Annotated in this window: 13 protein-coding genes; 8 read left to right on the top strand and 5 right to left on the bottom strand. The window is 57.7% G+C overall.

What is annotated here, in order from left to right; genetic code table 11:
- The first annotated feature begins 4 nt into the window (after positions 1 to 4).
- Together gmhB and M0746_RS25535 are read left to right on the top strand one after the other, a co-directional pair.
- Positions 5 to 544 (top strand): D-glycero-beta-D-manno-heptose 1,7-bisphosphate 7-phosphatase, encoded by a 540-nt coding sequence (gmhB, locus tag M0746_RS25530; protein ID WP_258451065.1) that lies wholly within the window; start codon positions 5 to 7, stop codon positions 542 to 544.
- An 82-nt stretch (positions 545 to 626) separates the two neighbouring features.
- Positions 627 to 1406 carry a lysophospholipid acyltransferase family protein gene (locus M0746_RS25535; RefSeq protein WP_258451066.1) on the top strand — a complete coding sequence of 260 codons (780 nt, stop codon included), beginning with the start codon at positions 627 to 629 and terminating at the stop codon, positions 1404 to 1406.
- A gap of 168 nt (positions 1407 to 1574) precedes the next feature.
- Here the strand turns inward: M0746_RS25535 and M0746_RS25540 are convergent, their stop codons facing one another.
- Positions 1575 to 3134: a sensor histidine kinase gene (locus M0746_RS25540; protein WP_258451067.1), complete on the bottom strand. Its 1560-nt coding sequence runs from the start codon at positions 3132 to 3134 to the stop codon at positions 1575 to 1577.
- Positions 3135 to 3269: 135 nt separating this feature from the next.
- Here M0746_RS25540 and M0746_RS25545 point away from each other — a divergent pair, with 135 nt between their 5' ends.
- Positions 3270 to 3989 carry a response regulator transcription factor gene (locus M0746_RS25545; protein WP_258451068.1) on the top strand — a complete coding sequence of 240 codons (720 nt, stop codon included), beginning with the start codon at positions 3270 to 3272 and terminating at the stop codon, positions 3987 to 3989.
- A 76-nt stretch (positions 3990 to 4065) separates the two neighbouring features.
- Here M0746_RS25545 and gyrB read toward each other — a convergent pair whose 3' ends face one another.
- Genes gyrB through dnaA form a run of 4 tightly spaced genes read right to left on the bottom strand, consistent with a single transcriptional unit; the run spans position 4066 to position 10276 of the window.
- Positions 4066 to 6483 carry a DNA topoisomerase (ATP-hydrolyzing) subunit B gene (gene gyrB, locus M0746_RS25550; RefSeq protein WP_208939133.1) on the bottom strand — a complete coding sequence of 806 codons (2418 nt, stop codon included), beginning with the start codon at positions 6481 to 6483 and terminating at the stop codon, positions 4066 to 4068.
- A 5-nt stretch (positions 6484 to 6488) separates the two neighbouring features.
- Positions 6489 to 7592: a DNA replication/repair protein RecF gene (gene recF, locus M0746_RS25555; RefSeq protein ID WP_258451069.1), complete on the bottom strand. Its 1104-nt coding sequence runs from the start codon at positions 7590 to 7592 to the stop codon at positions 6489 to 6491.
- Positions 7593 to 7606: 14 nt separating this feature from the next.
- Entirely contained in the window at positions 7607 to 8710 is a 1104-nt protein-coding gene (gene dnaN / locus M0746_RS25560) for a DNA polymerase III subunit beta (protein ID WP_186546224.1), read from the bottom strand.
- 39 nt (positions 8711 to 8749) lie between these two features.
- Positions 8750 to 10276 (bottom strand): chromosomal replication initiator protein DnaA, encoded by a 1527-nt coding sequence (gene dnaA / locus M0746_RS25565; protein WP_258451070.1) that lies wholly within the window; start codon positions 10274 to 10276, stop codon positions 8750 to 8752.
- A 566-nt stretch (positions 10277 to 10842) separates the two neighbouring features.
- Between dnaA and rpmH the strand changes: the two genes are divergently transcribed.
- From rpmH to mnmE, 5 genes are all read left to right on the top strand, one after another.
- Positions 10843 to 10977 carry a 50S ribosomal protein L34 gene (rpmH, locus tag M0746_RS25570; protein ID WP_003213577.1) on the top strand — a complete coding sequence of 45 codons (135 nt, stop codon included), beginning with the start codon at positions 10843 to 10845 and terminating at the stop codon, positions 10975 to 10977.
- Between the two features lie 16 nt (positions 10978 to 10993).
- Positions 10994 to 11395: a ribonuclease P protein component gene (gene rnpA / locus M0746_RS25575; protein WP_197677837.1), complete on the top strand. Its 402-nt coding sequence runs from the start codon at positions 10994 to 10996 to the stop codon at positions 11393 to 11395.
- Positions 11388 to 11633 carry a membrane protein insertion efficiency factor YidD gene (yidD, locus tag M0746_RS25580; protein ID WP_010465488.1) on the top strand — a complete coding sequence of 82 codons (246 nt, stop codon included), beginning with the start codon at positions 11388 to 11390 and terminating at the stop codon, positions 11631 to 11633. The genes rnpA and yidD overlap by 8 nt, the downstream gene beginning before the upstream one ends.
- A 2-nt stretch (positions 11634 to 11635) precedes the next feature.
- On the top strand, positions 11636 to 13318 hold the full coding sequence (yidC, locus tag M0746_RS25585; RefSeq protein ID WP_258451071.1) for a membrane protein insertase YidC: 1683 nt from the start codon (positions 11636 to 11638) through the stop codon (positions 13316 to 13318).
- An 81-nt stretch (positions 13319 to 13399) separates the two neighbouring features.
- The gene (mnmE, locus tag M0746_RS25590; RefSeq protein WP_258451072.1) at positions 13400 to 14770 is read left to right on the top strand and encodes a tRNA uridine-5-carboxymethylaminomethyl(34) synthesis GTPase MnmE; all 1371 of its coding nucleotides are present in this window, start codon (positions 13400 to 13402) and stop codon (positions 14768 to 14770) included.
- Positions 14771 to 14790: the final 20 nt, after the last annotated feature.

Raw genomic sequence — 14790 nt, forward strand, 5'->3', positions numbered from 1 at the left:
GGAATTGCTGTTGAAACTGCTGATTCTCGATCGGGACGGGGTGATCAATTACGACTCCGACGCTTACATCAAATCGGTGCAAGAGTGGATTCCGATCCCCGGCTCGATCGAAGCGATCGCGCAGTTGAGCAAGGCCGGCTGGACGGTGGCGGTGGCCACCAACCAGTCAGGCATCGCTCGCGGCTATTACGACCTCGCCACCCTCGACGCCATGCACGCGCGCTTGCGCGATCTGGTGGCGGAGCAGGGCGGCGAAGTCGGGCTTATCGTGTATTGCCCGCATGGGCCGGACGAAGGGTGCGATTGCCGCAAACCGAAACCGGGCATGCTCAAGACCATCGCCGCGCATTACCAGGTGCCGCTGACCAACGTCTGGTTCGTCGGCGACAGCCTTGGTGACCTGGAGGCTGCCAAAGCCGTCGATTCACAGCCAGTTTTGGTAAAGACCGGGAAAGGCGCAAAGACTCAGGGCAAAACCCTGCCGGTGGGCACTCTGATTTTCGACGATCTGGCGGCGATTGCCGCAGAACTTATCCACAACTAGAGTACTTCTGAATTCCTGACCAGGGATTGCTCGGGGGTGCGCTTGAACAGACGGGCATTGCCCCGTAACGGTAAACGTCATTATGTCGATACTGCGGGCCATCAGGATTTTTCTCTTTTACCTGCTGCTGGGCACCACCTCCCTGCTGTGGTGCAGCTTGAGTTTTTTTATCGCGCCGTTTCTTTCTTTCAAGGCGCGCTATCGCTTCATCAACGTGTACTGGTGCCGATGCGCCTTGTGGTTGACCAAGGTCTTCCTCGGTATACGTTACGAAATCAAAGGCGCGCAAAACGTGCCTGACCGGCGCTGCGTGATTCAATCGAACCACCAGAGCACCTGGGAGACCTTCTTTCTCTCCGCCTATTTCTCGCCATTGAGCCAGGTGCTCAAGCGCGAATTGCTTTACGTGCCGTTCTTCGGCTGGGCCATGGCCATGCTGCGGCCGATCGCGATCGATCGCGACAATCCCAAAGCCGCACTCAAACAAGTGGCGGCCAAGGGCGATGAGTTGCTCAAGGACAACGTTTGGGTGCTGATCTTCCCGGAAGGGACGCGCGTACCTTACGGCACCATCGGCAAATTCTCCCGCAGCGGCAGTGCGCTGGCGGTGAATGCGGCGCTTCCGGTACTGCCGATTGCGCACAATGCCGGCAAATTCTGGCCGAAAGTCGGCTGGGGCAAGAGGTCCGGAGTGATCACCGTGGTGATCGGTGAGCCGATGTACGCCGAGGGCACTGGCCCACGCGCCATTGCCGAGCTGAACGACCGCGTCCAGGCCTGGAATGAAAAGACCCAGCAGGAAATGGGCTCGCTGCCGCCGACGCCGCAAGCGCCGGTGACCAATGAGCAAGTACCTGCCTGACATTTTGTGGATAACCTGTGTACGGTTTGCTTTAAAACGCCATCAAGTTCGACGTAAGATGTTGATTTAAAATAGTTTTTTTGAGTCTCGCCTAACACCGAAAACCGTGCATAAGTTTATTTTCGATGTAAAAAAACCGGCTGATATAGCCGGTTTTTTGTGCCTGTTTTATTCGGCAATCAACGGTAAATGCAACAGGAACGTGGTGCCTCGGTCGATCACGCTGCGGCATTCAATGCTGCCTCCGTGGTGATCGATCACCGCTTTGACCATCGACAGGCCCAGCCCTATGCCATCAATGCCCTGCGCGGAGGAGAAACGCCGGTATTGACTGAACAGCTCCGGCAATTCGTGCTCGGCGATACCCTTGCCCTGATCAATCAGCTCGCAACGCAGCCACTGCTCATGGCAGCTCACACACAATTGCACCGTAGAGCCAGCCGGGCTGTATTTGATCGCGTTTTCCAACAGGTTGAACAACGCACGAGTCAGCAAGCCCTGGTCGGCCATGACCAGGCGTTCCTGAGACTGCTCGTCCATGTCATGCCGCAGTTCGATACGGTTTTGCTGAGCGATGGGCAGCGCTTGATCGAGCACGTCGAGCACCAGCATCGCAAACAGGCTTGGCTGAAACTGATAGGCTTCGGATTCGGCGCGGGCCAACAGGACGAAGCCATCCGTCAGGTCCAGGGCTCGGCGGACCTGGCGTTCGATCTGCTCGAACAACGGTGAATCGGCGCCAGCCTGATGGCGATGCACGTCGAGCAGCGCCAGGATGGCTGAATGGGGCGCGCGCAAGTCATGGGACAGGAAGCGCAGCAACACACCGCGTTGTTCTTCAGCAGCGCGTTCGGCGCTGAGGTCGGTGAGGCTGAACAGCCAACCAATGGGCGTATCGCCGTCGGCCGTCAGCAATGCTGCACGTTCCAGGCGCAGGCTGCGCTCCTTGTGATCACGGAACTCCAGCAACGACATCGCTGACAGCGGCGGTCGCGGCATTGTGGATAATTCCGGGTAGCCCAGGCTGCCCAGTTGATCAAGCACATCGTTGCCCACCAGATCGTTTTCGAAGAGCTCGCGTGCTTTGCGGTTACCCAACAGAATCTGCCCCTTGGGGTCGCTGATCAGCGTGGCGACGGGCAGGTATTCGAGGCCATCGGCAATGAATCTGCGGGTATCGCGGGTGCGGCTCATGGCTTGTTCCAGCGCCATGATCTGGCCTTGCAAGCGATCGGTACCGGTGAACTGCGAACGGCGCCGCTCCGGAAACACCTTTGGTTCGCTGTCCAGGCGCGCCAGTTCCCAGCCAAAGTAGGTGAGCACGACACTCAGGCGCCGCCAGTTCCAGATCAGATAACCGAACAACATGCCGAGAACCGCTGGGGTCGGCGACCACCAATGTTGCGCCTGCGCCAAGCCGGCACTGATCAACAGTGCGCAGGCCATGCCCGTCAGGGTAATCCACAGCGCCCAGCGTGGACGCCATAACAACAGACTCAAGACCACAGCCACTAACCCGACCGATAGGGACGGACCTATCGTCGCAGAGACACCCTTCAGACTGGTCTGCGCCCGATACGACAACAACGCAGTCAGCGGTAACAGGACCAGACTTATCCACAACCACTCACGCACCAACCGCCGAAACAGCCGCTGCACCTGGCTTGGCACCCGGCTTTCGCGACGGCGATTATTTTCATGGGGAGAGGGCAGGGGGAATGGTTTCATGGGCCACGGGTCTGAGACGTTGATCCGAAGAATCATAGCGGAACGTCGGCCAACGAGGCGCTGCTTTACTTTCGCCGTAATGGCCAAGCGACTACAGTTGACGCCAACTGCCCAAGCAACAAGGAACCACCGCGTATGCGTGTTGCAATACTGGACGACGAACCCGCCGAATTGCGCCGGGTCGAGCAAACCCTGCAACAGATGGCTGAAGATGGCGAACAACCGTGGTCGCTGCACAGCTTCGAGCGCGGCGAAGATCTGCTGCGGCAACTGCGCCGGGAAACCTTCGACCTGCTGATCCTTGACTGGCAACTGCCCGACCTCACCGGCCTGGCACTGCTGCGCTGGACCCGCGAACACATGGACGCGCCACCGGCGGCGATCATGCTGACCAGTCGCGACGGCGAGAGCGATATCGTCCAGGCGCTGAACGCGGGAGCCGATGATTATGTGAGCAAGCCATTTCGGCCCAATGAACTGAAAGCGCGCGTCGCAGCGGTACTGCGCCGGCATAACCAGCAACGTGCGGCTGCCAACGAAGTGCTGAGTTTCAACGATCTGACGTTCGACGATGCCGAATTGACCGTCACCCGCGAGGGCCAGCCTATCGTCATGACTGAGCGCGAGTATCGGCTCGCCCGGTGTCTGTTCAGCAATCTAGGCAGACCGTTGTCACGGGATTATCTGTATGAACGGTTTTGGCCACATGAGGAGATGGCCTCGTCCCGACCGCTGGATACGCATATTTATCGGTTGCGGAACAAGCTTGGGCTGACCGCGGATCGGGGTTGGCAGTTGTTGACGATTTATGGATATGGGTATCGGTTAGAGAGTGTGGCAACTGCCGTAGAGTGAGCCATCGCGTACAACAGCACCGGTAATAAAAAGGCCAACGCAATGCGTTGGCCTTTTTATTGCCAGCAACCGCGGATCAGAAATCCAGGTTCGAAACCGCCAGCGCATTGCTCTCGATGAAGTCTCGGCGAGGTTCGACCGCATCACCCATCAGGGTATTGAAGATCTGGTCTGCGCCGATGGCGTCTTCGATGGTGACTTTCAGCATGCGGCGCACGCTTGGGTCCATGGTGGTTTCCCACAGCTGATCCGGGTTCATTTCACCCAGACCTTTGTATCGCTGAATGGTGTGGCGCTTGGTGCTTTCGGCCATCAGCCAGTCGAGGGCTTCCTTGAACTCGGTGACGGCTTTCTTGCGTTCGCCACGCTGGATGTACGCGCCTTCGTCGAGCAGGGTGCTCAGTTGCGCGCCGAGGGTGACGACGGTCTTGTAGTCGTTGCTGCCGAAGAAGTCGCGGTTGAACGTAACGTAGTTGGACAGGCCGTGGGAGATCAGTTCGACCTCTGGCAGCCAGACACCGCGTTCACGGTCTTCACGCAGGCTGGCCTTGTAGACCAGGCCGGACTTCTCATTGGTGCGCAGACGAACTTCGTACTGGGCCAGCCAGTCTTGCATCGCTGCATGGTCACCCAAGGTCTCCAGGCTGACCGCTGGCAGGTAGATGAAGTGCTCGGTCAGCTCCTGTGGGTACAGGCGCGACAGACGCTTGAGAGTCTTCATCACCATGCGGAAGTCATTCACCAGACGCTCAAGCGCTTCGCCGGAAATACCCGGTGCGTCTTCGTTCAGGTGCAGGCTCGCATCTTCCAGGGCCGACTGCGTCATGTACTCTTCCATGGCGTCGTCGTCTTTGATGTATTGCTCTTGCTTGCCTTTCTTGACCTTGTACAGCGGCGGCTGGGCGATGTAGATGTAGCCGCGCTCGATCAGCTCCGGCAACTGACGGAAGAAGAAGGTCAGCAGCAGGGTACGGATGTGCGAACCGTCGACGTCAGCATCGGTCATGATGATGATGTTGTGATAGCGCAACTTGTCGATGTTGTACTCTTCGCGGCCGATGCCGCAGCCCAGCGCGGTGATCAGTGTGCCCACTTCCTGGGACGAGATCATTTTGTCGAAGCGAGCTTTCTCGACGTTGAGGATCTTGCCCTTCAACGGCAGGATCGCCTGGGTCTTGCGGTTACGTCCCTGCTTGGCAGAGCCGCCCGCGGAGTCACCTTCCACCAGGTACAGTTCGGACAGCGCCGGGTCTTTCTCCTGGCAGTCAGCGAGTTTGCCTGGCAGGCCGGCGATGTCCAGCGCGCCTTTGCGGCGGGTCATCTCACGGGCCTTGCGCGCCGCTTCACGGGCACGGGCGGCATCGATCATCTTGCCGACCACCAGTTTGGCTTCGTTCGGGTTTTCCAGGAGGAAGTCGGAGAAGTATTTGCCCATCTCCTGCTCGACCGCGGTCTTCACTTCGGAAGACACCAGCTTGTCTTTGGTCTGCGAGCTGAACTTCGGATCCGGTACTTTCACCGAGATGATCGCGGTCAGGCCTTCACGGGCGTCGTCGCCGGTGGTGGCGACTTTGTGTTTCTTCGCCAGGCCTTCCTGTTCGATGTAGTTGTTCAGGTTACGCGTCAGCGCCGAGCGGAAGCCCACCAGGTGAGTACCGCCATCGCGTTGCGGAATGTTGTTGGTGAAGCACAACAGATTCTCGTTGAAGCTGTCGTTCCACTGTAGGGCAACTTCTACGCCGATGCCGTCTTCGCGCTGGATGTTGAAGTGGAACACCTGGTTGACTGCAGTCTTGTTGGTGTTCAGGTATTCAACGAACGCACGCAGGCCGCCTTCGTACTTGAACAGTTCTTCCTTGCCGCTGCGCTCATCCTTGAGGACGATACCGACACCGGAGTTGAGGAAAGACAGTTCACGAATGCGCTTGGCGAGGATGTCCCAGCTGAAGTGAATGTTCTTGAAGGTTTCGCTGGAAGCCTTGAAGTGAATCTGGGTGCCGGTGGTTTCGCTGTCGCCAACGATGGCCATCGGTGCCTGAGGTACGCCGTGGACGTAGGTCTGTTCCCAGATCTTGCCGCTGCGGCGAACGGTCAGGACCAGTTCTTCCGACAGTGCGTTCACTACCGACACACCCACACCGTGCAGACCGCCGGATACTTTGTAGGAGTTGTCGTCGAACTTACCACCGGCGTGGAGGACGGTCATGATGACCTCGGCGGCGGAAACGCCTTCCTCTTTATGCACGTCTACCGGGATGCCACGACCGTTGTCTTTAACGGTGATGGATTCATCCGGATGGATGATGATGCTGATGTCGTCGCAATGGCCGGCGAGGGCTTCGTCGATCGAGTTGTCGACCACCTCGAACACCATGTGGTGCAGACCGCTGCCATCGTCGGTGTCACCAATGTACATACCGGGACGTTTGCGCACGGCATCCAGGCCTTTCAGCACTTTAATGCTCGATGAGTCGTACGTATTTTCTTCGCTCAATGCCTTCACTCCCGATGGTCGTGGGTCTGGGTGATACGGCCCTGTTCCACGTGGAACAAAGCGACTGGCGTTTCCGTCTGCCAGCCTTCCCTCAATAATTCGTGATCTACACAGGTAATGAACACCTGGCAGCGTAAGTCTTCCAGCAAACGGCACAGCGCGCGGCGATGGCTCTCGTCCAGCTCGGACGGCAAGTCATCCACCAGATAAATACACTGACCGCGTCGGACCTGGCTGACCAGGTGACCTTGGGCAATCCGCAGTGCGCAGACCACCAATTTCTGCTGACCCCGAGACAATATGTCCGCGGCATTGTGTGCGCTCAATCTAAGACGCAAATCAGCCCGTTGCGGTCCGGCCTGGGTATGGCCCATCTGCTGGTCCCGTTGCACGGAACCGGCAAGTACGGCGCTCAACTCGCGGTCTTTGTCCCAGCCTCGGTAATAGCTGAGCGTCAAACCCTCGAGCTCAACCAGTTCGCTCAAGGTCTGTTCGAAGACCGGTTTCAAGGCTGTGATGTAAGCGCGGCGGTATTCATCGATTTCAGCGCTGGCCTGGCACAGTTCCCTGTCCCAAACCGCTTGCGAAACGGCGTCAAGTGTACCATGCCGCAGCCAGGAGTTTCTCTGGCGCAAGGCCTTCTGCAAACGCTGCCAGGTCGCCATGAACCGCGGCTCGACGTGGAACACGCCCCAATCGAGAAACTGCCGGCGAATCTTCGGCGCACCTTCGAGCAGGCGGAAGCTGTCGGGGTTGATCAACTGCAGCGGCAGGATTTCCGCCAGTTGCGCAGCGCTACGGGCGTTCTGCCCATCGATGCGAATCTGGAACTCGCCTTGGCGATCACGAGAAATCCCCAGCGCACTGTTCCCGCCCTGGGCCAATTCAACCTGACCGAATACTGTACAGGCAAGTTGCTCGTACTGGATGACCGGCAACAAGCGCGTGCTACGAAACGAACGGGCAAGCCCCAGCAGATGAATGGCTTCCAGAACACTGGTTTTGCCGCTGCCGTTGGCGCCGTAAAGAATGTTGATGCGGGGGGAAGGGGAGAAGGTCACCGGGTGCAGATTGCGCACCGCGGTGACCGAAACACGACTTAACGACATTCAGAATCAGCTGATTACAGACGCATCGGCATGACAACGTAAGCCGAGTCGTCATTGTCGGACTCTTGCACCAGCGCACTGCTGTTGGAGTCGGACAGGATCAGGCGAACCTGCTCGGTGGTCATCACGCCCAACACGTCGAGCAGGTAGCTGACGTTGAAGCCGATTTCCAGCGAGCCGCCGTTGTATTCAACGCCCACTTCTTCTTCCGCCTCTTCCTGCTCCGGGTTGTTGGCCTGGATCTTCAATTGACCGCTGGCCAGTTGCAGACGGATGCCGCGGTACTTCTCGTTGGACAGAATCGCGGTACGGCTGAACGCTTCCCGCAGGGCCTGGCGATCGCCCAGAACCAGCTTGTCGCCACCCTTTGGCAGCACACGCTCGTAATCCGGGAATTTGCCGTCGACCAGTTTCGAGGTGAAGGTGAATTCGCCGGTAGTCGCACGAATGTGGTGCTGACCGAGAACGATGCTGACATTGCCGTCCGGCTCTGTGAGCAGACGTGCCAGTTCAAGGATACCTTTGCGCGGCACGATCACCTGGTGGCGATCCGGCTGACCAATGTCGGCCTGCATCGAGCACATGGCCAGACGGTGACCGTCGGTTGCCACCGCGCGGATGATGCCAGCAGAAACTTCCAGCAGCATGCCGTTGAGGTAGTAACGCACATCCTGCTGGGCCATGGCGAAGCTCGTACGTTCGATCAGACGACGCAGTTTGCTTTGTTCAAGGCTGCAGGTCAGCGAGCCCGGGCCTTCTTCAACGGTCGGGAAATCGTTGGCTGGCAGGGTCGACAGGGTGAAACGGCTACGGCCGGCCTTCACCACCAGCTTCTGCTCGTCGACCTTGATGTCGATCAGCGCATCGTTGGGCAGGCTTTTGCAGATGTCCATCAGCTTGCGCGCAGGCACGGTGATGGAACCTGTTTCGGCTGGCTCTTCGAGTTGTACGCGACCAACCAGCTCGACCTCAAGGTCGGTACCGGTCAGCGACAGTTGCTGGCCTTCGACAACCAACAGCACGTTGGAGAGTACCGGCAAGGTCTGTCGGCGCTCGACGACGCCTGCGACCAGTTGCAGGGGTTTCAACAGGGCTTCGCGTTGAATGGTGAAATGCATGGTCTAGTCCCTTGCCTTAATAAGCTGCGCTGGTGTTCATCAAGTGGTCAGTGTACGCAGCAGGTTCTTGTAGTCCTCGCGGATGTCCGCGTCGGATTCCTTAAGTTCGTTGATCTTGCGGCAGGCGTGCAACACGGTCGTATGATCGCGGCCGCCAAACACATCGCCGATTTCCGGCAGGCTGTGGTTGGTCAGTTCCTTGGACAACGCCATGGCCACCTGGCGCGGGCGCGCTACCGAGCGCGAACGGCGCTTGGACAGCAGATCGGAAATCTTGATCTTGTAGTACTCGGCGACGGTGCGCTGAATGTTATCCACAGAGACAAGTTTGTCCTGCAACGCCAACAGGTCTTTCAGCGATTCGCGAATCAACTCGATGGTGATGTCGCGGCCCATGAAGTGCGAGTGAGCGATCACGCGTTTCAGCGCGCCTTCCAGTTCACGGACGTTGGAGCGAATACGCTGGGCGATGAAGAACGCGGCGTCATGCGGCAACTCGACTTTGGCCTGGTCGGCCTTCTTCATCAAGATGGCCACGCGGGTTTCCAGCTCCGGCGGCTCGACGGCTACCGTCAGACCCCAGCCGAAACGTGACTTGAGGCGTTCTTCGAGACCTTCGATTTCTTTCGGGTAGCGGTCACTGGTGAGAATGACCTGCTGGCCACCTTCAAGCAGGGCGTTGAAGGTGTGGAAGAACTCCTCCTGCGAGCGCTCTTTGCGGGCAAAGAATTGAATGTCATCGATCAGCAATGCGTCCACCGATCGGTAGAAACGCTTGAACTCGTTGATGGCGTTCAGCTGCAGCGCCTTGACCATATCGGCCACGAAACGCTCGGAATGCAGGTACACGACCTTGGCATTCGGGTTCTTCTTTAATAGATGGTTACCCACCGCGTGCATCAAGTGGGTTTTACCCAGACCGACACCGCCATAAAGGAAGAGCGGGTTGTAGCCATGCTTGGGGTTGTCCGCGACCTGCCACGCCGCCGCACGGGCGAGCTGGTTGGATTTACCTTCGACGAAGTTTTCAAAGGTGAAGGTGCGGTTCAGGTAGCTGGTGTGCTTGAGCGCCCCTTCAACCTGCACGGTGCGCTGTTCGGCGCGAACTGGGGCTTGTTGCGACGCGGCACCGGCCATCGGATCAAAGCTGTCGCGAGATGGCTCTTCACTGATGTCCTCGGTTTTCTGCGTTGAACGCTTGTTCGACGCGCGCGCCGGAGCAGGAGCCGGAGCACTGGCAGGCGGCGCGGTATTGGCCTGGGCCTGAGAAACCTGCGCCGCAGCGAGCGGTGCGTTGGGGGCGGCCCGCGGAGCCGAGCTGCGTTTGCTGCCTATTAACAAGGACAGCGCCGGCGCCATGCCATTGCCGTGCTCATCGAGCAGTTCCATGACTCGGCCCAGGTACTTTTCATTAACCCAGTCCAGCACGAAACGGTTCGGTGCGTAGACGCGCAACTCGTCGCCTTCGGCTTCGACCTGTAGTGGACGGATCCAGGTGTTGAATTGTTGGGCAGGCAGCTCCTCGCGCAAAAGCTCCACGCACTGCTGCCAAAGTTCCACTGACACGGATATCCCCTAAGTTGAAAGCCGGTGAGGCAAAAACAAGCGGCCATTGTAGCGGCGAGCCGTCCACTTATCCACACGCAGGTTGCCCGTCATCCATCAATTATCAGCAGCCTGGGCCGATGAAAGGCGACCAACGGTGTGTGAATAAGCTCTGTGGATAACCGCCCTTGAGGGCACTGGACAACTGGGGGCTGAACTCGGTGGATAATCCGCCTGTGGATAACCTCCTGTTTCACACACAGGTTATCCGATAGTGCAGCACAGGCTGAACACGGTTTTCCACTGTAGTTGTCATTCTCTGTACATCAGAGAAATAAAGGCACCATGGGACTTATCCACAGATGAGGCATTGCCTAGCTTTAACAAGCTTTACAAAAAAGCTTTAAATAATTCCCTTCTTTATTTTTATGTCTGGTGAACAAGCATTCATGCAGAAATGCCGGCGAGATCTATTTATAAGGAAACGCTGGTTGGAAATTGACCTGAAGGCTTGCTTTCTCTAGAATCCCCGGTCTCTTAAAACGGGGGCCATTCCGGCCCGTTGTGGACGAACCAGGTAACACGACATGAAACGTACTTTCCAACCAAGCACTATCAAACGCGCTCGTACCCACGGTTTCCGTGCTCGCATGGCTACCAAGAACGGTCGCGCAGTCCTGTCGCGTCGTCGCGCCAAAGGTCGTGCGCGTCTGGCAGTTTGATAATCCGGTACTGGAGGTGAGTCAGGACTTCAGTCGGGAAAAGCGTCTGCTTACCCCCCGGCATTTCAAGGCAGTCTTTGACTCCCCTACCGGCAAGGTTCCGGGGAAAAATCTCCTGCTCCTTGCACGCGACAACGATCTTGATCACCCCCGTCTCGGGCTGGTTATCGGGAAAAAGAGCGTCAAGCTCTCCGTTGAGCGCAATCGCCTCAAACGTTTGATGCGCGAATCGTTCCGTCTGCACCAGGATTCACTGGTCGGCTGGGACATCGTTATCGTCGCGCGCAAAGGTCTGGGCGATGTAGAAAACCCCGAATTGATTCAGCATTTCGGCAAACTCTGGAAGCGTCTGGCTCGTAACAAGCCGGTTCCGGCAGTCAAAACCGAAACTGTAGGGGTAGACAGTCCAGATGCGTAAACTGGCCCTCGTTCCGATCCAGTTTTATCGCTATGCCATTAGTCCTTTGATGGCCAGCCACTGTCGCTTCTACCCCAGTTGTTCCTGCTACGCGTATGAAGCCATTGAAAATCATGGCCTTCTGCGCGGTGGCTGGCTGACCTTTCGTCGTTTAGGTCGCTGTCATCCGTGGAATCCCGGTGGTTATGACCCGGTTCCGCCTATCCCTACCTCCCGTTCTTCTTCGATGGCCGAGTAATCATGGATATCAAACGCACGATCCTGATCGTCGCCCTGGCAATCGTGGCCTACGTTATGGTTCTTAAATGGAACCAGGACTATGGCCAGGCTGCCCTGCCGACTCAGAATGTTGCTTCCAGTACGACTACATCCGGTTTGCCGGACACCGCCACTGGCACCAATGCTGCCGCCAGTGACGATATTCCGCGTGCCGCCAGCGATACCAGCGCCCCTGCCGAAACACCGGTAGCCGCCAGCAAGGATCTGATCCAGATCAAAACCGACGTGCTCGATCTCGCGATCGATCCACAAGGTGGCGACGTCGCTCAACTGACCTTGCCTCTGTATCCACGTCGTCAGGATCGTCCTGATGTGCCGTTCCAGCTGTTCGATAACGGCGGCGAACGTGTTTATCTGGCACAAAGCGGTCTGATCGGCACCAATGGCCCGGACGCAAATCCGGCCGGTCGTCCGGTTTACTCCTCGGAGAAGAAGACCTATCAACTGGCTGATGGTCAGGATCAACTCGTCGTTGACCTGAAATTCAGCAAGGATGGCGTCAACTACATCAAGCGTTTCACTCTGAAACGCGGCCTGTATGACGTAGCCGTTTCCTACATTGTGGATAACCAGAGCGCTCAGCCCTGGAACGGCGCGATGTTCGCGCAGCTCAAACGCGACGCGAGCGCGGACCCTTCGTCCACAACAGCGACTGGCACCGCGACTTACCTGGGCGCTGCCCTGTGGACAAGTTCGGAGCCGTACAAGAAAGTGTCCATGAAGGACATGGACAAGGCGCAGCTCAAAGAAACCGTCACCGGTGGCTGGGTTGCCTGGCTGCAACACTACTTCGTGACTGCGTGGATTCCGGCCAAGGGCGAAAACAACATCGTCCAGACCCGTAAAGACAGCAAGGGCAACTACATCATCGGTTACACCGGTCCTACCTTGACCGCTGCTCCGGGTGCCAAGGTTGAAACCAGCGCTGTGCTGTACGCTGGTCCGAAAAGTCAGGCTGTGCTGAAAGAGTTGTCCCCAGGTCTGGAACTGACCGTCGACTACGGCATCCTGTGGTTCATTGCCCAACCAATCTTCTGGCTGCTGCAACACATCCACGCGATTGTTGGTAACTGGGGCTGGTCGATCATCTTCCTGACCATGCTGATCAAAGGGATCTTCTTCCCGTTGTCGGCTGCCAGCTACAAATCGATGGCGCGTATGCGTGCCGTTGCGCCGAAACTGGCTGCACTGAAAGAGCAACATGGCGACGACCGGCAGAAAATGTCGCAAGCCATGATGGAGCTGTACAAGAAAGAGAAGATCAATCCGCTGGGCGGCTGCTTGCCGATCCTCGTGCAGATGCCGGTTTTCCTTTCGCTGTACTGGGTTCTGCTGGAAAGCGTGGAGATGCGTCAGGCGCCGTTCATGCTGTGGATCACTGACCTGTCGATCAAGGATCCGTTCTTCATTCTGCCGATCATCATGGGCGCGACCATGTTCATCCAGCAGCAGCTGAACCCTACACCTCCGGATCCGATGCAGGCGAAGGTGATGAAAATGATGCCAATCATCTTCACCTTCTTCTTCCTGTGGTTCCCTGCGGGTCTGGTGCTGTACTGGGTGGTGAACAACTGCCTGTCGATTGCCCAACAGTGGTACATCACGCGTAAGATCGAAGCGGCGACGAAAAAAGCCGAGGCGTAACTTGCACTGTGGATAACACCACTCAAAACGCCCCCTAGTGGGGCGTTTTGCTATCTGCCACTTTTGTCTGGATTCCGGTTTATGAGCACACCGCGTGAAACCATCGCCGCCGTCGCCACCGCACAAGGTCGTGGCGGTGTGGGCATCGTTCGTATTTCCGGGCCGTTGGCCAGCGTGGCGGCGAGGGCCATCAGCGGTCGCGAACTGAAACCGCGTTTTGCCCATTACGGGCCGTTTTTCAGTGATGATGAACAGGTGTTGGACGAAGGTCTGGCCCTGTATTTCCCGGGGCCGAACTCATTTACCGGCGAAGACGTGCTGGAACTTCAGGGCCACGGCGGCCCGATCGTTCTCGACATGTTGCTCAAGCGTTGCCTGGAACTGGGTTGCCGCTTGGCGCGTCCAGGGGAATTCAGTGAACGCGCGTTTCTCAACGACAAGCTCGACCTGGCCCAGGCCGAGGCGATTGCCGATCTGATCGAAGCCAGTTCTGCTCAAGCCGCACGTAATGCCCTGCGTTCATTGCAGGGAGCATTTTCCCAACGTGTGCATAACCTCACTGAGCAACTGATCGGTCTGCGCATCTACGTTGAAGCCGCTATCGACTTTCCGGAAGAGGAAATCGATTTCCTCGCCGACGGCCACGTGTTGAGCATGCTCGACAAAGTGCGCAATGAGTTATCCACAGTACTGCGCGAGGCCGGACAAGGTGCGTTGCTGCGTGATGGCATGACGGTGGTGATCGCCGGTCGACCGAATGCCGGCAAATCCAGCTTGTTAAACGCATTGGCCGGACGCGAAGCCGCCATCGTCACTGAGATCGCCGGCACCACTCGGGATATCCTGCGCGAACATATCCACATCGACGGCATGCCGCTGCACGTAGTCGACACTGCCGGTCTGCGTGATACCGATGATCATGTGGAAAAGATCGGCGTCGAGCGGGCATTGAAAGCCATCGGTGAGGCTGATCGCGTGTTGTTGGTGGTTGATGCGACCGCACCGGAAGCGCTGGACCCATTTGCCCTGTGGCCGGAATTCCTCGAAACCCGGCCGGATCCAGCCAAAGTCACGCTGATTCGCAATAAAGCCGATCTGACCGGCGAAGCAATTGCGCTGGAAACCAGTGAAGACGGCCATGTGACCATCAGCCTGAGTGCCAAATCTGCCGGCGAAGGCCTGGATTTGCTGCGTGACCATCTCAAAGCCTGCATGGGTTACGAGCAAACATCGGAAAGCAGCTTCAGTGCGCGACGTCGGCATCTCGAAGCACTGCGCCATGCCAGTGCTGCGCTGGAACACGGCCGCGCCCAGCTGACATTGGCCGGCGCCGGCGAATTGCTCGCCGAAGATTTGCGCCAGGCCCAGCATGCTCTGGGTGAAATCACCGGAGCGTTCAGCTCCGATGACTTGTTGGGGCGAATCTTTTCCAGCTTCTGCATCGGTAAATGAAAACAGGCCTGTGGAATTTA

It is taken from the genome of Pseudomonas sp. S11P7 (assembly GCF_023195435.1).
Classification (GTDB): Bacteria; Pseudomonadota; Gammaproteobacteria; order Pseudomonadales; family Pseudomonadaceae; genus Aquipseudomonas; species Aquipseudomonas fluorescens_G.